Origin of the sequence: Niallia sp. Man26 (assembly GCF_022049065.2) — a bacterium.
GTDB lineage: Bacteria > Bacillota > Bacilli > Bacillales > Cytobacillaceae > Niallia.
In genome coordinates this window covers 2,586,958-2,603,701 of sequence record NZ_CP095743.1, presented here as the reverse complement: position 1 = coordinate 2,603,701, position 16,744 = coordinate 2,586,958, and the positions used below count along the sequence as shown (strand labels likewise).

Below are 16,744 nucleotides of genomic sequence, written 5' to 3'. Positions count from 1 at the left end.
GAGGAATAAGAATGAAACACCGCTATTTGCCAATGACTGAAGAAGACAGAAATGCCATGCTTAAAGCAATTGGGGCAGATTCTGTTGATGAGCTGTTTTCTGATATCCCTGAAAGTGTACGGTTTAAAGGGGAATACAATATTAAAAATGCGAAAAGCGAATCTGCACTATTAAAGGAACTAAGCAAGCTGGCTTCAAAAAATGCAGACAGCAAGTCAAATGTCTCCTTTTTAGGTGCAGGAGTTTACGATCATTATGCTCCTGTTATTGTCGATCATGTTATTTCAAGATCGGAATTTTACACAGCATATACGCCGTATCAGCCAGAAATTTCCCAAGGGGAATTACAGGCAATCTTTGAGTTCCAGACAATGATTTGTGAGTTGACAGGCATGGATGTTGCCAATTCCTCCATGTATGATGGTGCAACTTCACTTGCAGAAGCTGGAATGCTCAGCGCCGGTGCAACAAAAAGAAAGAAAATTCTCCTGTCAAGCTGTGTTCATCCTGAAGCAAAAGAAGTCGTAAAAACTTATGCAAAAGGCCAGTATATTGAAGTGATTGAAGTGCCGCATAAGGATGGAATTACAGATGTGGAAGTGCTGAAAACTCATATGGGTGATGATGTAGCAGCAGTTATGATTCAATATCCTAACTTCTTTGGCAGAATCGAGCCTTTGAAGGAGCTCGAAGAAGTCATCCATGCCAATAAAGCAATGTTTGTTGTATCAAGCAATCCGTTAGCTCTTGGAGCATTAACACCACCTGGAGCGTTTAAGGCAGACATCGTCGTTGGTGATGCCCAGCCTTTTGGAATCCCACAAGCATTCGGCGGACCGCACTGTGGATATTTGGCTGTTACTTCTAAATTGATGAGAAAGGTGCCAGGAAGACTTGTCGGACAAACGGTTGATGAGAACGGAGCTGTCGGTTTTGTTTTGACACTTCAGGCTCGTGAGCAGCATATTCGCCGTGATAAAGCGACGTCCAATATATGCTCCAACCAGGCGCTGAATGCTTTAGCTGCGTCTGTGGCAATGACTGCACTTGGAAAACTTGGGGTTAAGGAGATGGCATTGGCCAACATTCAAAAAGCTCATTATGCAAAGATGAAATTGAAGGCAGCTGGCTTTGAGATTCGCTTTGAGGGACCTTCTTTTAATGAATTTGTAGTAGATTGCAAGTCTCCGGTTGCTGCTATTAACAGAGCATTGCTGAAAAAAGATATAATTGGCGGTTATGACCTCGGCAGGGACTATGAGGGAATGGATCATTGCATGCTGGTTGCTGTAACAGAGCTGCGTACAAAAGAAGAAATCGACGAATTTGTCAAGGAATTGGAGGATTATCATGGATAAACATCAACCCCTCATTTTTGAAAACAGCACACCCGGGCGAATCGGTTACAGCCTGCCAGAAATGGATATCCCAGAACTAGACGTAAACGAGCTGATTCCAGCAGAGTATATTCGCACGGCACCGCCAGAACTTCCAGAGGTTTCAGAGCTGGATATTATGCGTCATTACACCGCTCTTTCTAAACGAAATCATGGGCTTGATTCCGGATTCTATCCGCTAGGTTCATGCACGATGAAGTATAATCCGAAAATCAATGAAAATGTAGCAAGGTTCAGCGGATTTGCTCATATCCATCCATTGCAGGATGAAAGCTCTGTTCAAGGTGCACTGGAGCTGATGTATGATCTCAAGGAGCATTTAATGGAGATTACAGGTATGGATGAAGTGACACTTCAGCCTGCGGCAGGTGCTCATGGAGAATGGACAGGATTAATGATGATTCGTGCATACCATGAAGCAAATGGAGATACATCTCGCACAAAGGTAATCGTCCCAGATTCTGCACACGGAACAAATCCTGCATCGGCGACAGTTGCCGGCTTGGAAACAATCACAGTAAAATCGGATGAAAATGGTCTTGTTGATTTGGAGGATTTGCGGAGAGTGGTCGGTGAGGATACAGCAGCACTTATGCTGACAAATCCAAACACACTAGGGCTATTTGAAGAAAATATTCTCGAAATGGCCCAAATTGTCCATGACGCAGGCGGCAAATTATACTATGACGGGGCAAACTTGAATGCTGTTCTTTCTAAAGCAAGACCTGGCGATATGGGATTTGATGTTGTTCATTTAAATCTTCACAAAACATTTACAGGACCTCATGGCGGCGGCGGACCAGGTTCAGGTCCAGTTGGAGTAAAGTCTGATTTGATTCCATTTCTTCCAAAGCCAGTCATTCAAAAGGTTGGAGAGGAATATGTATTTGACTATGATCGTCCATTATCTATTGGAAGGGTTAAGCCTTTTTACGGGAACTTCGGAATTAATGTCCGTGCATACACATATATCCGCTCCATGGGACCAGACGGCTTAAAAGCAGTTACGGAAAACGCAGTTCTTAATGCGAACTATATGATGAGAAGATTAGCGGAATTTTATGATCTGCCATTTGACAAACACTGTAAGCATGAGTTTGTATTAAGCGGGCGCCGTCAAAAGAAACTCGGTGTTCGTACATTGGATATTGCGAAAAGACTGCTTGATTTCGGCTACCATCCGCCGACAATTTATTTCCCGCTTAATGTAGAGGAATGTATTATGATTGAGCCAACAGAGACAGAATCAAAGGAAACATTGGATCAATTCATTGATGCAATGATTCAAATTGCTAAAGAAGCAGAAGAGACACCAGAGGTTGTTCAGGAAGCACCGCATACCACAGTAATCGGACGTCTTGATGAGACGCTTGCTGCGAGAAAACCAGTTCTTCGCTATCAAAAATAAATAAAGTAGGATTCCCCCCCGTTGTCATAGAAGCAATGGGGGGAATTTATGTACATAAAAAAGGACACTAAAAAAGTGTCCTTTCATCATTTTGTTTTTACTTTTCCAGACCATTTTTTAAAGCCGCCTTGCAGCTGTGTAAGCTGTCTGTAGCCTTTACGGTGTAAAAATTGAGCGGCTCTTCCGCTTCTCATCCCGTTTTGGCAATATAAGTAAACAGGCTTGTCCGAACGAATTTCCCCTTTTCTCATTTTTAATTGAGATAGAGGAATGTTTCTTGCCCCAAGTACGTGTCCAGCATTAAATTCATTTGGTTCTCTGACATCAATCAGCTGGGCTTTTCTGTACCCTTGGCGGAACTCCTCTTCTGAAATCGTTTTAACTATCTTGCGTTGATAGAGGTATACGATTATAGAATAGATAGCAAAAATTGCTATCGCAATTAAAAGAGTATATACTGCTTGCAATTCTCATTTCTCCTTTCGAATACATGTTGCTCTACTTCTATTATATAAGTGAAACCTTATTGTAGTAAAGCAATAGTTTACAGGGAATGCTGGCAAGTTTTTTTACAGCTTGTTTCTTTTCAACTATTGATGTTTTTGATAGACTTAATCACGTGCATAATACATATTTTAACGTAAAAGAGGGTTTACTTATGATGAAAGAAACATGGAGATTTATTGATTCTGGCAACTGTTCCCCTTCTTTTAACATGGCATTAGATGAGGCGCTGCTAGATTGGCATTCTGCTGGAGATTTTCCTCCTGTTATTCGCTTTTATGGATGGAATCCGGCAACATTATCTATCGGCTATTTTCAAAGAGTAGAAAAAGAAATTGACATGGACGCTGTAAAGGAATTGAACTTAGGGTTTGTGAGAAGGCCTACAGGGGGAAGAGGCGTGCTTCATGAGCATGAGTTAACATATAGTGTTATTGTGTCTGAGGAGCATCCGGATATGCCGAAAACAGTAACAGAAGCATATCGGGTTATTTCAGAAGGTATTCTGCAAGGCTTCCAGCTTCTCGGCCTTGATGCGTATTTTTCCGTTCCGAAAACAGAAGAGCAAAAAGCTTCACTAAAGAATCCGCGCTCTGCCGTATGCTTTGATGCGCCAAGCTGGTATGAGCTTGTAGTGGAAGGCAGAAAGGTTGCAGGCAGTGCTCAAACTAGACAAAAAGGCGTAATCTTACAGCATGGGTCTATTTTGCTTGATCTTGATGAAGACAAGCTGTTCCGTCTGTTTAAATATTCGAGTGAACGAATTAAAGAGAGGATGCAGGCGGCTTTTAAGGAAAAGGCAGTAGCAATCAATAATTTGACAGACAAGAAAATTACAATTGAGATGGCAAAAAAAGCATTTAAAGAAGGATTTGAGCGAGGTCTCAATATTGACTTGCAGGAATATGAGCTTAACCAACAGCAGCTGGACTATGTAGAAAAGCTCGCTAAAGAAAGATATGAAAACAATGAATGGAACTTTAAAAGATAAAAACAAGCTAAACGGCTTATATCGATTGAGGATGGGGATAATTCCCTGTCCTCTTTTTTTTGTTTTAGCAAACATTAAACATATAGCCATAATAAATTACGAAAGGGCGAAATTTTACTATGAAGCCGTTTGTTCCCCAATTAGTTTATATAGAACCGAAAGCATTAGAATACCAGTTAGGAAGAGAACTAAAGGAAAAATTTGAAAAGATGGGTCTTGAAATAAGAGAAACGACCTCGCATAACCAGGTGAGAGGCATTCCAGGTGAAACAGAGCTTCAGCAGTACAGAAATGCTAAATCTACTCTTGTTGTCGGCATCAGAAAAACATTAAAGTTTGATACGTCAAAACCATCAGCAGAATATGCCATTCCGCTTGCGACTGGCTGTATGGGGCATTGTCATTATTGTTATTTGCAGACAACGCTTGGAAGCAAACCGTATATACGGACATATGTCAATCTGGAGGAAATATTTGATCAAGCGCAAAAATACATGGACGAACGAGGCGATCAAATTACAAGATTTGAGGCTGCATGTACATCAGATATTGTAGGACTTGATCATTTAACGCATTCTTTGAAAAAAACAATTGAATATTTCGGACAGCAAGACAGAGGCCGTCTGCGTTTCGTAACAAAATATCACCATGTCGACCATTTGCTTGATGCAGAGCATAACGGCAGAACAAGATTCCGGTTCAGTGTGAATTCCCGTTATGTAATAAAAAATTTCGAGCCTGGGACTTCTACCTTTGATGAACGGCTAGAGGCTGCCAGAAAGGTAGCTAATGCAGGCTATCCACTTGGCTTTATTGTCGCGCCTATTTATTTGCATGAAGATTGGAAGGAAGGCTATTACGAGCTGTTTGAAAGGTTGTCCGAAAGTCTGCAGGGCGTCAATCTCTCTAATCTGACATTCGAGCTTATTCAGCATCGCTTCACAAAGCCAGCTAAAAGAGTCATTGCAAAAAGATACCCGAAAACTAAGCTTGAGATGGATGAGGAAAAAAGAAAATATAAATGGGGCAGATACGGCATAGGAAAGTATGTTTATCAAAACGATGAAGCAAAAGATATGGAGGATACAATCAGAGGCTATGTATCTCAGTTCTTTCCTGAAGCAGAAGTTGCTTACTTCACATAAAGATGATGCGCATAACAAGAGTTATGCGCATTTGTCATTATATTAATAATAATATCCTCCGTAAGGGTAGCCGAAGCCGCCATAAGGATAACCGTATCCTCCATAAAGGGCAGGGCCAAGCAGAGCTCCTGTCGCAAGTCCGCCTAAAACACCAAGACCAAATCCTGCTCCTCCAAATCCAGGTCTTCCATAACCAAATCCAGGTCTGCCAAATCCATAAGGTCTTCGAACATCGTGATGCTTCATGATGAAATACCTCCATTTTTTTTATCTATACGCTTTTATTTTATGTGCAGCAACCTATAAAAGATTGGATGAATGTCCCAGCATGTAAATAAATCAATAGGGAATTGTGGATTTACGTAAATAAATGGCTTGCCTGCTGTACTATTTTTCTGTTTTCGATATTAAAGTGTAACAATGCAGCAATAAAAGGGGAGAAGGCATTATGCACATAGATGGAGTGTTTTCAGGCGGTGGCATAAAGGGTCTTGCCTTGATCGGGGCATGTGAAGTGCTGGAAGAAAAGGGATTTGAGTTTGTTAGAGTGGCAGGGACAAGTGCTGGTTCTATTATTGCCGCGTTTGTTGCTGCAAAGTATACGAGTAAAGACATTGCGAAAATGCTGGAAGAACTCGACTTGTCCACACTTCTCGATGAACGCAAGCTTCTCGTTCCATTTCCATTTGCGAAATGGCTGTTTCTTTATTGGCGACTTGGCTTATATAAAGGCAATGCATTAGAAAGGTGGCTGGAGGAGAAGCTTGCTTATAAAGGGATTAGGACATTTGCAGATTTGCCTCCAAACTCACTGCGGGTGATTGCATCTGATATTACAAATGGTGTGATGGTTGTTCTTCCAGATGACTTGCCTAAGTATGGAATTGATCCAGGCAGTTTCTCTGTTGCAAAGGCCATTAGAATGAGCTGCAGTCTTCCTTTCTTTTTTGAACCAGCAACCCTTGGAACAAAACAAAATAAAAGCATTATTGTAGATGGTGGCGTTCTCAGCAATTTTCCGATGTGGCTTTTTGATAAAGAAAATGTAAAAAAAATCAGACCGGTTATTGGGCTAAAGCTAAGTCATAAACAGTCAGAGCATCCAAAACATATGATAAAAAACGCTTTTCATTTGTTTGGTGCGATGTTTGAGACAATGAAGGATGCCCATGATTCCAGGTATATTTCGCGCAAGCATGAAAAGAATATCATATTCATTCCCTCTGAAGGAGTTATGTCTACTGAATTCACCTTAACGAAAGAAAAACAAGTTGAAATAATTCAGATGGGCCGAGACTATGCCAATAAATTCCTACGCTCATGGACTTATTAATAAAAAAAGTCGAACCTGCCTTTAGGATAAGTTCGACTTTTTTTACATAGAACAAAAATATTTATAAATGGCAAAAAGGAGGCAGGGAATTTGCCTTCTTTAAAAACAGGTCAAAAAGTTGCCCGATTTTTCTTTTTGCTTTTTTTTCCTTCAATGACAGTCAAGTGTGCACTGCTCGCGCTTCTCTTCTTGCCTTTGAAGGATGCAGGTTTTGCTTGGACGCCTTGCTTTGGCAAGGTTTTCCCTTTTGTATGTTGTCTTTTTTTCGATCTTTTTGCTGCTTTGACAAAAGCCTTCTGCTCTTTTCTTTCAGGGCTAGCTTTGGAAAAACGTCGCACGATAAACCAGATGAGAAGTCCAACAACAACTAAAGAGAGTATGTTTTGCATAAACCCAACAGGATTGGAAACAACAGACGATACCAAACCTATTAAAGCAAGTAAGCAGACGATTCCAATAACAAAAAAAGGAATTCGATTCTTCAAGAAAAAGCCACCTCCCTAAAAGCATGATGAGCATTTTTTACAACTTTTAAACTCGTATTAAAAAAAGTTTATTCACAGCTACGAAAATTGTTGCTTTGGTGAAGCGCTGTACAAAATAATTTTTTTTGGTGTCCTATAATATGCAATATCCCCTAAATATAAGAATATTAATCAGCTGCTAACTAAAATTGTATTTTCTGTTTCTTCTTCTCTGCGCTTTAATTCCTTAAAGGAATAAATGGCTACTTCTACTTGATCGTCTGTCGGCTCTTTTGTTGTCAAAAGCTGCAGCCAAAGACCTGGCAATCCTAAGTATTTTAAAACCGGGATATTTCTCAATTTATTTGTAAATTGCAGCACCTCAAATGAAATTCCAAGCACGACAGGAATTAAAGCAATTCTGCTTACTATCCGTTCAACAAATGAATCTGTCGGGAACAGCAAATATAGAAAAAGACCAACAAATACGGTAAACAAAATAAAGCTGCTGCCGCATCGATAATGGAGCCTTGATTGAGCTTGAACATTTTCTACGGTTATTTCTTTGCCATTTTCAAAAGCATTGATCACTTTATGCTCCGCACCGTGGTATTGAAAGACCCGCTTTATAAGAGGGGTTAAGGAAACAAAGTAAATATAGCCAAGCAAAAGCAGCAGTTTAATGAAGCTTTCAAGCAAAATTTGAGCAACATGTCCGCTTATAACAGGCTTGAAAAACTCAGCCAAAAAGGCAGGAACTAACGTGAAGATAAATTTGCCGAACAGAAAGGAAAGTATACCGATTGCTGCTACCCCTAAAATCATTGTCATTTTAGAAGGTTCCTTTTCTTCAATTACATTATCGTCGGCAGGGTCTACGTCATAGCGATCTGTGGAGAAATTTAAATGCTTTGTACCATTTCCGCTTGATTCAATGATGGCTACAATCCCTCTGATAAAGGGGATTTTTTTTAATTTAGCCAGCTTCGGATTATGTTTTCTCGGCAAATGGAAGTAATCAATCGATTGATCTTTACGTCTTATAGCAGTCACATAATGATGTTTTCCGCCAAACATAACACCTTCTACAACTGCCTGTCCTCCGAATACTGGTTTTTGCTTATTTGACATGAATATTTACACCAACCTCAGGTTAAATTAGGGTGGAAAAGCAAATGCGTAATTGTTTTCTCTGTTGGATGTGAGAGGTTGTCTCAAATCACTGTAAAACCCCTAATTACATATTACTAAAAATTTAGAGAAACAACTAGCCTGATGAATTAGGAGCATTTGCAAAAAGGAAGGTATGGAAGAATCTTTTGCAGGAGGCATAGGAAATGAATAATGAAAATGAAAGAGAAGCGGAAAATATCAGCGGAATTTCAAAGGAGCCATCCATGCATTTCATCAGCCTTGTTGTCTGGACAGGATTATTTGGCGGAATTTTTTGGGCGTTCATCGGATTCATCGCTTATTATTTTCATATGACAGAAATAAGGCCGAATGTCATCTTGGAGCCATGGGCATTAGGAAGCTGGAAGACTAGCTGGCTTGGAACCATTATCAGCATTTGTGCTATCGGATTTTTTTCTTTAATGGCTGCTTTCGGCTATTATCTTTTGCTGAGAAGATTCAAGTCCTTCTATATAGGTTTAGGATTTGGCATAATGGTTTTTGGTGTGGTCTTTATTATCTTAAATCCTATTTTTCCGAGTATAAAGCCATTTTTGCAGCTCAGTCTGAATACCATTATTACGTCAGTTTGTCTGTACATGCTGTGGGGGGTATTTGTCGGTTATACGATTTCTTATGAGGAAAGCGAAATACGGACAAAAAAACAAAAAGAAAAGAAGAGTGAGGCGAACATTTCGGGTAGTGAAGGATAATTAATATATGATAGAATGTTCTACATGAGCATTCTTTTTTTATAGCAGGCAAAATTTTTAAATTATTTATCAATGAGTTTGCACATTCGGAAAAAAACGAAACTAGTAATCGGGGAGAGAACCTTAATGGAGAAATTAAAAAAATTACGAGAAGCTTTGGCAGCTGCAGGTGTTGACGGAATTGTAATAGCAAGCAATTTTAACCGCCGTTACATCTCTAACTTTACAGGCTCAGCAGGTGTTGTGTTAATCAGCGGGGAAGAAGCTAAGTTCATTACAGACTTCCGTTATACAGAACAAGCAGCCAGCCAATGTGTTGGTTTTGACATTGTTAAACATACAGGCCCAATTCAAAAGGAAGTGGCAGAACAAGCAGAAAAGCTTGGTATAAAAAAATTAGCTTTTGAACAGGACTATATGACTTTTACAGAATACAGGCTGTATGAAACAACGTTTAAAGGAGAACTTGTACCAGTTTCAGGCATTGTAGAAAAGTTACGCTTGATTAAGAGTAGTGAAGAGATTAAGATATTAAAGGAAGCAGCGGAGATTGCAGATGCCGCTTTTGCCCATATCCTTAAATTTATTACGGTTGGGAAAACAGAATTGGAAGTTTCGAATGAATTAGAGTTTTTTATGAGAAAAGCAGGTGCAGTATCATCATCCTTTGATACAATTGTCGCTTCTGGAACAAGATCTGCATTGCCTCACGGTGTGGCATCAGAAAAAGTGATTGAAGCCGGTGATTTTGTGACAATGGATTTCGGAGCATATTATAAAGGGTATGTTTCTGATATTACGAGAACAATTGCTGTTGGCAAACCAGACGATAAGCTAAAGGAAATATATGATATTGTCCTCCAAGCTCAGCTGAAAGGAATGGAAGGAATCAAGCCGGGTCTTACTGGCATTCAGGCAGATGCGCTGACTCGTGATTACATAAGTGCACATGGGTATGGTGAATATTTTGGCCACTCTACAGGTCATGGAATCGGTTTAGAGGTCCATGAAGGTCCTGGACTATCCTATAAATCGGAAACAGTCCTTGAGCCCGGCATGGTTGTAACAGTTGAACCAGGCATCTATATTCCAGGTCTGGGTGGGGTTCGCATAGAGGATGATACCATCATAACAGATGATCATAATGAAGCTTTAACCCATTCACCAAAAGAATTGATTATTTTATAGGACTTAACAGGAGGATCTTTTATGATTTCAGTAAACGATTTTAAAACAGGTTTAACAATTGAAGTGGATAACGGAATTTGGCGTGTCTTGGATTTCCAACATGTTAAACCAGGAAAAGGCGCTGCATTCGTGCGTTCTAAATTAAAGAACTTACGTACAGGAGCAGTTCAAGAAAAAACATTCAGAGCTGGCGAAAAGGTTGGAAAAGCACAAATCGACAACCGTAAAATGCAATACTTGTATGCAAGCGGCGATCAGCATGTATTCATGGACCAAGAATCATATGATCAAATCGAGCTATCTGCTGATGCGATTGAATATGAATTAAAGTTCTTGAAAGAAAACATGGAAGTTCATATCATGATGTACCAAAGCGAAACACTTGGCGTAGAGCTTCCAAATACAGTTGAGCTTGAAGTAACAGAAACAGAGCCTGGCATTAAAGGGGACACAGCTTCTGGCGGTACAAAGCCTGCAATCTTAGAAACAGGTCTTTCTGTGCAAGTTCCTTTCTTTATTAACCAAGGCGACAGATTGATTATCAATACAGCTGAAGCGAGCTATGTTTCCCGCGCGTAATTAGTTTACGGTTTTTACCATTTGCGTTTCAGGATGGGATGCTGTATTATATAAATATAAACGCTGCGTTGTACGTTATCGTATGAAGTTTCAACCTTTATCGTTAATTAGGGAGTTCTATATTAAAGAAGGATCAGCATGCCTTTATGACATGTTCCTAAAGGACATATGAAGAAATCTTTTGCGAACACCCACCTGGTGGAGCAGGTTTTGAAACTCCATACACCTAAGCGGCAAATGCGGCAAAAAAGAAGAGAACTTTGTTCTCTTCTTTTTTTTGTATCTGCAGGGACAAAATTAAGAATTACTTGGAATGACAAGCTTTTGACCTACATAGATTTGATTGATGTTTCCGATATTGTTGGCCTCTGCAATGGCTCCGACAGACACGCCATACTTCTGGCTGATTTCAGAAAGCGTATCACCGGCAACAACAGTATAAGATTTAGCAGGCGTGGCAGGAGCGGTAGTTGTTTGCTGGTTTTCCTCCAAGTAAGGAAGGGGATTGACAGCATTGGACTTGGCACTGTTCCATCTGCCTTTGTGAAGTTCAAAATGCAGATGTTGCCCAGTAGATTGCCCTGTACTGCCCATAATGCCAATTGTTTGTCCAGCTTTCACTCGTTCACCGACAGATACTCTTCTGGAACCTGCGCGCAAATGTGCATAAACAGTTTCCCAAATTTGCCCGCCGAGCTGATGGACAATCATAATGCACTCCCCATAGCTTGAAGAAACATAAGAGCGGGAAACAGTTCCGTCAGCAGCTGCTGCAATTGGATTTGTCCCGGATTTCGCAAAGTCTACCCCGAAATGCTTGTTTGATCCAGAGTAGCGAAAAGGATTGCTCACATTGGTAACGGATGTTGGCCGCCTAAACATGGATATCACCTCCATGATAGGATATTCAAAACAGAAAGTAAAAGTTTGGACAAGTATTGTCCTTTTTCCTTATTTACTTAACAAAATCATAGCCTTTTAATTTGGCTATAATTTTTGGAATATCTGTATTTTCAATCACACCATGAAATTCCTCTGCACCTTTGCCAACTGCGAACAAAGCAATCATATTGCCTGTATGACCGCCTGTTGTGCTGCTGAGCTGCTGGGTTGGTCTATCCATTAAGCCGGCGTGAAAATGAGAGGCGATCATTCTCCCGATTTCTCTGCCGACCTTTTGTTCAGGGTAGAGTTTGCCATTGTCCTTTTTAATTTTTTTATTAAAGTCAGCTAATTGTTCCTCTGTTAGCGTGATGTGTGCATATGTTTGGAATACAAAAAGAATGCTTTCTTTCGTGTAGGTGCCCGTTTTTTCGTCTTTTTGTAATTTTTGGGCCATTAATTCAGGACTTATAGAAATGTTCTTCAACCCTTTTATGTCTAACGGCTCTGTCAACGATAAACCCATCGTTTCGTGATCTGCAGCGACAAGTACTAATGTGTCGTTTCTTTTTTGCGCCCACTCCACACAATATTTAACAGCTTCATCAAATTCAACCGTTTCCTTCCAAATGCCAGTTAAATCGGCGGAGTGAGCGGCATGGTCAATTCTTGCACCTTCAATTACTGCAAAAAAGCCTTTATCTCCCTTTGCGAGAGTTTCTAGCGTCTTGTTCGTCATTTCTGATAAAGTAGGTTCTTTGCTTTTTAATTCTTCCCGATCTTGTTTATAGGAGAGATGTTTGCTGGCAAATAGACCTAATAACTTACTTCCTTTCATTTTGGCAAGCTCCTCATTCGTAGTGGCAATAGAATATCCGAGGTCTTTATATTTTCTTACGAGCGCTTCGTCTTTTCCAAAATACATAGAACCGCCGCCCATAATTACGTCAATCTGATTTTTTAACTGTTGTTTGGCAATTTCCTCTTGATCTGCCCACCTGTCTTTAACACTAGCTGTAAAGCTGGCAGGAGTTGCATCTGTCACACTATTAGTCGTAACAATTCCTGTCTTGCTCCCATTTTCCTTAAAAACATCCAGTATGCTTGGGTGTTCTTTACCGTCTGGGGTGAGACCGATCATTCCGTTGTTTGTTTTTTTGCCAATGGCGATTGCTGTTCCTCCTGCAGCAGAATCGGTCACATTATTGTTGGCAGAATATGTTTTAACTAAAGCTGTGTATGGCAGGGATTGTAAAAACAAACCGCCACTTTTCCCATGCTCAAAAACACTGGCAATCTCCATTTGACCCATTCCCATTCCGTCTCCAATCAGAAGAATCACATTTTTAGGGGCGCCGTTTGCTGGCTCTGCTGAACAAGCAACGCTCCCGGAAATGGTACATATGGCAATCACGATACAAATGCAGCGAATTATTGTGTTTTTCATCGTTTAGTCCCCTTTTATAAGAATTGTTTCTTATATCTTTTGGAATCAATCTTCATTTTAGTCGCCAGTTAAAAGAATAGGCAGGCATATTATGGTTTTTGTTTTCATACATTCTAGTAAGTGGCATAGTAAGCCATCCGTTTTAATGATTTAGGATTGATGGACAACCTTTATAAAGGAGAAAAACGCTGTGAAAACACTCTATTCATTTTTGCCTAAAAAAATTGCCGATTCTATACTCACACTTACTCCTGCTGAACGAGAGCAACTAGAAGAAATCAGAATCCGTATTGGAAGGCCTTTGGAGGTTTCCTTCCATGACGGCGTACGGTTTATTGATATGGATATGACGCGTGAGGATGCCCTCCAGCTTCTCCATAAACTAAGCCATTATTCGGTTTATACACTAGAAGAAGAGCTTAAGAGAGGTTATATCACTATAGAAGGCGGTCATCGCGTTGGGCTTGCAGGCAAGGTTATCCTCGAAGACAGTGCAGTCAAGGCGATTCGGGATGTCGCTTCCTTTAATATTCGGATTGCAAAGGAAAAAATCGGTGCGGCTGAGCCTTTTGCTCCGTTTTTATATAACGGCTCGCGTTGGCTGCATACGATGATTATCGGACCCCCGCAAACTGGAAAAACAACAGTATTACGCGATATTGCCAGAATCATTTCAACAGGGAACAGCAAGGCTGGTATCGGACCGCTAAAGGTCGGGATTGTCGACGAGAGATCGGAAATCGCCGGGTGCATGGATGGAATCCCGCAGATGACCTTCGGGACGAGACTAGATGTGCTTGATTCCTGCCCAAAGGCGGAAGGAATGATGATGATGATTCGCTCGATGAGCCCTGATGTGCTAATCGTTGACGAGGTTGGGCGCAAAGAGGATGGAGAGGCGATTCTGGAAGCGGTGAATGCAGGTATCCAGCTGATGATGTCAACACATGGAACTTCATTTGATGAAATTAAAAACAGACCAACATTAAAGCCGATTATCGAAACAGGGATTTTTGAACGATATATTGAGCTGAGCAGAGCAAACGGTCCAGGGACGGTCAGTGCAATAAAGGATGGACAAGGTAGGGCTCTTGTGCAGGAAATGAAGGTGATGTAATAGATGATGAAAATAGTTGGAGCAATTATTATTCTTGCCTCCACAAGCTTTGGCGGCATGGAACTAGCCAAGACATTTAGCGAGCGGCCGAAGCAGCTAAGACAGCTTAAATCGGCATTGCAGTCATTGGAGGCAGAAATTATGTACGGCCATACACCGTTACATGAAGCAGCACGCCGGTTATCTGAGCAGCTTCAGCAGCCTTTAAGTCATTTCTTTGCGAGCTTTTCCGAAAAGCTGATGACGGAAGATACAACAGTAAAGGATGCTTGGACAACCTGTCTTGATGATATTTGGAAAAGAACAGCGATGAAAAAGCCTGAACTGGAAATCATGAAGCAATTCGGTGAAACACTGGGCAGACATGACAGAATCTCACAGCAAAAACAAATCCTGCTCACATTAACGCATATCGACAGAGAAGAACAAGAGGCAAGAGATATTCAACTGAAATATGAAAAGATGATAAAAAGCTTAGGCGTGCTCTCAGGGTTATTAATTGTCATTTTATTGATGTAGGTTTAGGAGGAGACATACATGGGTTTAGAGGTGGATATTATCTTCAAGATTGCAGGTGTCGGCATCGTAGTCGCCTTTTTGCACACGATACTGGACCAGGTAGGTAAGAAAGAGTATGCACAATGGGTTACATTATTTGGCTTTATCTATATTTTATTCATGGTTGCCAACATCGTAGATGACTTATTTCAAAAAATTAAATCGGTATTCTTATTCCAGGGATAAAGGGGGATACGATCATTGAAATACTTCAAATAGTCGGAGTAGCCTTAATCTCGACATTCTTAGCCCTAATTATAAAAGAGCAAAAACCTAATATCGCCTTTTTGTTAGTTGTATTTGTCGGCTGTGTGATTTTTCTGTTTCTTGTGGATCAAATCGCATCCATCATTGAAATGGTAGAAAGAATTGCCTTGAACGCAAAGGTGAATACCGTTTATGTGGAAACGATTTTAAAAATAATCGGCATCGCCTATATTGCTGAATTTGCCGTGCAAATAACAAAGGATGCTGGTCAAGGTGCGATTGCCTCTAAGATAGAACTTGCCGGAAAAATACTGATTCTCGCCATGGCCGTGCCGATTTTAACTGTTCTTGTAGAAACAATTATTAATATGATTCCTAATTAGTAAGACGCTTTAATCTCGAGGTGGACTGATGAAAACGAAACTAAAAGTTGCGCTACTATTCCTATTCACATTCTTTTTTGTATTTAATCCAGTTGTACAAGCAGCACCTCAAGAAGCTACAGAAGAAGAACCAACTGAGCAAAATGCAGCATTAAGCGCGGAAGAGGTCGTTCAAACTCAAATAGATAGCTTGGACTTATCCGAATTAAAAGGTTTCTGGGAAAGTATCACATCCGAGTATGGAGGGTATTTGCCAGAGATTCAGAAAGGGAGTCTATATGATTTTCTTAAAGGAGAAAAAGATTTTGATTACAGCATGTTTTTCTCTGGATTAGTTAAGTTTATTTTTCATGAAGTTGTCGTGAATGGCAAGCTCCTTGGTTCTCTTATTCTATTAACTGTTTTCAGCATGCTGTTGCAAATGCTCCAAAATTCATTTGAAAAGAGCTCCATCAGCAAGGTTGCTTATGCGATTGTATTTATGGTGATTATCATACTAGCATTGAACAGCTTTCATGTAGCTATAACATATGCCAATGAGGCGATTGGCACGATGACAAGCTTTATCCTTGCTTTGGTTCCGCTCCTGCTGGGATTGATGGCAGCATCTGGAGGAGTAATTTCAGCGGCGTTTTTTCATCCGGTAATTCTGTTTCTTATGAATACAAGCGGTATGCTGATCTCCTATATTGTGCTGCCCTTGCTGTTTTTAGCTACCTTGCTGCATATTGTCAGCAGTTTGTCAGAGCAGTATAAAGTCACACAGCTAGGTAATTTGTTGCGCAATATCTCTATCGGAATTCTTGGGTTATTCCTAACAATATTCTTAGGTGTTATATCTGTTCAAGGGATATCAACTGCTGTTACGGACGGGGTTACATTGCGAACAGCGAAATTTGTGGCAGGCAATTTCATTCCAGTCATCGGCAGAATGTTCACAGACACAGCAGATACAGTTATTAGCGCATCCCTTTTGCTTAAAAACACAGTTGGGATTGCAGGTGTTGCCATTCTGCTGTTAATCGTTGCTTTTCCTGCATTGAAAATTCTAGTGATTTCCATCATTTATAAATTTGCCGCAGCACTTCTTCAGCCACTTGGCGGAGGTCCTGTCATCAACTGTCTAGATATTATCAGCAAAAGTGTTCTGTATGTATTTGCTGCCTTGGCGATCGTTTCCTTCATGTTCTTTTTAAGTCTTACAGTCATTATCGCTGCAAGCAATGTGACGATGATGATGAAATAAGGTAGGTGA

Annotated in this window: 18 protein-coding genes, 1 other RNA gene and 1 pseudogene; 14 read left to right on the top strand and 6 right to left on the bottom strand. The window is 40.5% G+C overall.

Translation table 11 applies throughout. From position 1 onward, the window contains the following. Positions 1-11: 11 nt before the first annotated feature. Positions 12-1,358 (top strand): aminomethyl-transferring glycine dehydrogenase subunit GcvPA, encoded by a 1,347-nt coding sequence (gene gcvPA, locus L8T27_RS13200; protein WP_237941694.1) that lies wholly within the window; start codon positions 12-14, stop codon positions 1,356-1,358. Next, the gene (gcvPB, locus tag L8T27_RS13195) at positions 1,351-2,805 is read left to right on the top strand and encodes an aminomethyl-transferring glycine dehydrogenase subunit GcvPB (protein ID WP_245399880.1); all 1,455 of its coding nucleotides are present in this window, start codon (positions 1,351-1,353) and stop codon (positions 2,803-2,805) included. The genes gcvPA and gcvPB overlap by 8 nt, the downstream gene beginning before the upstream one ends. Before the next feature lie 86 nt (positions 2,806-2,891). Here the strand turns inward: gcvPB and L8T27_RS13190 are convergent, their stop codons facing one another. Next, positions 2,892-3,272 (bottom strand): rhodanese-like domain-containing protein, encoded by a 381-nt coding sequence (locus tag L8T27_RS13190; protein ID WP_233313184.1) that lies wholly within the window; start codon positions 3,270-3,272, stop codon positions 2,892-2,894. Positions 3,273-3,463: 191 nt separating this feature from the next. Here L8T27_RS13190 and L8T27_RS13185 point away from each other — a divergent pair, with 191 nt between their 5' ends. Together L8T27_RS13185 and splB are read left to right on the top strand one after the other, a co-directional pair. After that, complete coding sequence (locus tag L8T27_RS13185; RefSeq protein ID WP_233313185.1) at positions 3,464-4,300, top strand: lipoate--protein ligase family protein; 837 nt, start codon at positions 3,464-3,466, stop codon at positions 4,298-4,300. Between the two features lie 119 nt (positions 4,301-4,419). Beyond that, positions 4,420-5,445: a spore photoproduct lyase gene (gene splB / locus L8T27_RS13180; RefSeq protein ID WP_233313187.1), complete on the top strand. Its 1,026-nt coding sequence runs from the start codon at positions 4,420-4,422 to the stop codon at positions 5,443-5,445. A 42-nt stretch (positions 5,446-5,487) separates the two neighbouring features. Here the strand turns inward: splB and L8T27_RS13175 are convergent, their stop codons facing one another. Beyond that, entirely contained in the window at positions 5,488-5,691 is a 204-nt protein-coding gene (locus tag L8T27_RS13175; protein WP_233313189.1) for a spore coat protein, read from the bottom strand. Positions 5,692-5,893: 202 nt separating this feature from the next. On the opposite strand from L8T27_RS13175, the gene L8T27_RS13170 reads away from it, so the two are divergent. Then, a complete protein-coding gene (locus tag L8T27_RS13170) occupies positions 5,894-6,778 on the top strand; it encodes a patatin-like phospholipase family protein (RefSeq protein WP_233313190.1) in 885 nt (294 codons plus the stop codon). A gap of 110 nt (positions 6,779-6,888) precedes the next feature. Here L8T27_RS13170 and L8T27_RS13165 read toward each other — a convergent pair whose 3' ends face one another. Both L8T27_RS13165 and L8T27_RS13160 read right to left on the bottom strand, forming a co-directional pair. Next, entirely contained in the window at positions 6,889-7,263 is a 375-nt protein-coding gene (locus L8T27_RS13165; RefSeq protein WP_233313192.1) for an SA1362 family protein, read from the bottom strand. 171 nt (positions 7,264-7,434) lie between these two features. Then, positions 7,435-8,373 (bottom strand): DUF1385 domain-containing protein, encoded by a 939-nt coding sequence (locus tag L8T27_RS13160; protein ID WP_233313193.1) that lies wholly within the window; start codon positions 8,371-8,373, stop codon positions 7,435-7,437. Between the two features lie 206 nt (positions 8,374-8,579). Between L8T27_RS13160 and L8T27_RS13155 the strand changes: the two genes are divergently transcribed. From L8T27_RS13155 to ssrS, 4 genes are all read left to right on the top strand, one after another. Next, on the top strand, positions 8,580-9,128 hold the full coding sequence (locus L8T27_RS13155) for a YqhR family membrane protein (protein WP_233313194.1): 549 nt from the start codon (positions 8,580-8,582) through the stop codon (positions 9,126-9,128). A gap of 126 nt (positions 9,129-9,254) precedes the next feature. Next, a complete protein-coding gene (locus tag L8T27_RS13150; RefSeq protein WP_233313195.1) occupies positions 9,255-10,316 on the top strand; it encodes a M24 family metallopeptidase in 1,062 nt (353 codons plus the stop codon). Positions 10,317-10,337: 21 nt separating this feature from the next. Further along, complete coding sequence (gene efp / locus L8T27_RS13145) at positions 10,338-10,895, top strand: elongation factor P (RefSeq protein ID WP_233313196.1); 558 nt, start codon at positions 10,338-10,340, stop codon at positions 10,893-10,895. 57 nt (positions 10,896-10,952) lie between these two features. Beyond that, a non-coding RNA gene (ssrS, locus tag L8T27_RS13140) (6S RNA) lies at positions 10,953-11,145 on the top strand. A gap of 239 nt (positions 11,146-11,384) precedes the next feature. Here ssrS and L8T27_RS13130 read toward each other — a convergent pair. Then, a pseudogene (locus tag L8T27_RS13130) lies at positions 11,385-11,783 on the bottom strand (M23 family metallopeptidase); the annotation flags it as partial. Positions 11,784-11,850: 67 nt separating this feature from the next. Further along, a complete protein-coding gene (locus L8T27_RS13125; RefSeq protein WP_237941693.1) occupies positions 11,851-13,224 on the bottom strand; it encodes an alkaline phosphatase in 1,374 nt (457 codons plus the stop codon). 190 nt (positions 13,225-13,414) lie between these two features. Between L8T27_RS13125 and spoIIIAA the strand changes: the two genes are divergently transcribed. Genes spoIIIAA through spoIIIAE form a run of 5 tightly spaced genes read left to right on the top strand, consistent with a single transcriptional unit; the run spans position 13,415 to position 16,735 of the window. Next, on the top strand, positions 13,415-14,341 hold the full coding sequence (gene spoIIIAA / locus L8T27_RS13120; RefSeq protein ID WP_411229273.1) for a stage III sporulation protein AA: 927 nt from the start codon (positions 13,415-13,417) through the stop codon (positions 14,339-14,341). Positions 14,342-14,344: 3 nt separating this feature from the next. Continuing rightward, positions 14,345-14,860: a stage III sporulation protein SpoIIIAB gene (gene spoIIIAB, locus L8T27_RS13115; protein WP_233313198.1), complete on the top strand. Its 516-nt coding sequence runs from the start codon at positions 14,345-14,347 to the stop codon at positions 14,858-14,860. Positions 14,861-14,878: 18 nt separating this feature from the next. Beyond that, positions 14,879-15,085 carry a stage III sporulation protein AC gene (spoIIIAC, locus tag L8T27_RS13110; RefSeq protein ID WP_127737492.1) on the top strand — a complete coding sequence of 69 codons (207 nt, stop codon included), beginning with the start codon at positions 14,879-14,881 and terminating at the stop codon, positions 15,083-15,085. Between the two features lie 11 nt (positions 15,086-15,096). Further along, complete coding sequence (spoIIIAD, locus tag L8T27_RS13105; RefSeq protein ID WP_233314711.1) at positions 15,097-15,489, top strand: stage III sporulation protein AD; 393 nt, start codon at positions 15,097-15,099, stop codon at positions 15,487-15,489. A 28-nt stretch (positions 15,490-15,517) separates the two neighbouring features. Continuing rightward, complete coding sequence (spoIIIAE, locus tag L8T27_RS13100; RefSeq protein WP_233313199.1) at positions 15,518-16,735, top strand: stage III sporulation protein AE; 1,218 nt, start codon at positions 15,518-15,520, stop codon at positions 16,733-16,735. Positions 16,736-16,744: the final 9 nt, after the last annotated feature.

Coding starts and splice junctions, on each gene's coding strand:
- L8T27_RS13170 (WP_233313190.1), top strand. CDS start 5,894: ATGCACATAGATGGAGTGTTTTCAGGCGGTGGCATAAAGGGTCTTGCC.
- spoIIIAE (WP_233313199.1), top strand. CDS start 15,518: ATGAAAACGAAACTAAAAGTTGCGCTACTATTCCTATTCACATTCTTT.
- efp (WP_233313196.1), top strand. CDS start 10,338: ATGATTTCAGTAAACGATTTTAAAACAGGTTTAACAATTGAAGTGGAT.
- L8T27_RS13160 (WP_233313193.1), bottom strand. CDS start 8,373: ATGTCAAATAAGCAAAAACCAGTATTCGGAGGACAGGCAGTTGTAGAA.
- L8T27_RS13150 (WP_233313195.1), top strand. CDS start 9,255: ATGGAGAAATTAAAAAAATTACGAGAAGCTTTGGCAGCTGCAGGTGTT.
- L8T27_RS13125 (WP_237941693.1), bottom strand. CDS start 13,224: ATGAAAAACACAATAATTCGCTGCATTTGTATCGTGATTGCCATATGT.
- gcvPB (WP_245399880.1), top strand. CDS start 1,351: ATGGATAAACATCAACCCCTCATTTTTGAAAACAGCACACCCGGGCGA.
- gcvPA (WP_237941694.1), top strand. CDS start 12: ATGAAACACCGCTATTTGCCAATGACTGAAGAAGACAGAAATGCCATG.
- spoIIIAB (WP_233313198.1), top strand. CDS start 14,345: ATGATGAAAATAGTTGGAGCAATTATTATTCTTGCCTCCACAAGCTTT.
- L8T27_RS13155 (WP_233313194.1), top strand. CDS start 8,580: ATGAATAATGAAAATGAAAGAGAAGCGGAAAATATCAGCGGAATTTCA.
- spoIIIAC (WP_127737492.1), top strand. CDS start 14,879: ATGGGTTTAGAGGTGGATATTATCTTCAAGATTGCAGGTGTCGGCATC.
- L8T27_RS13185 (WP_233313185.1), top strand. CDS start 3,464: ATGATGAAAGAAACATGGAGATTTATTGATTCTGGCAACTGTTCCCCT.
- splB (WP_233313187.1), top strand. CDS start 4,420: ATGAAGCCGTTTGTTCCCCAATTAGTTTATATAGAACCGAAAGCATTA.
- L8T27_RS13175 (WP_233313189.1), bottom strand. CDS start 5,691: ATGAAGCATCACGATGTTCGAAGACCTTATGGATTTGGCAGACCTGGA.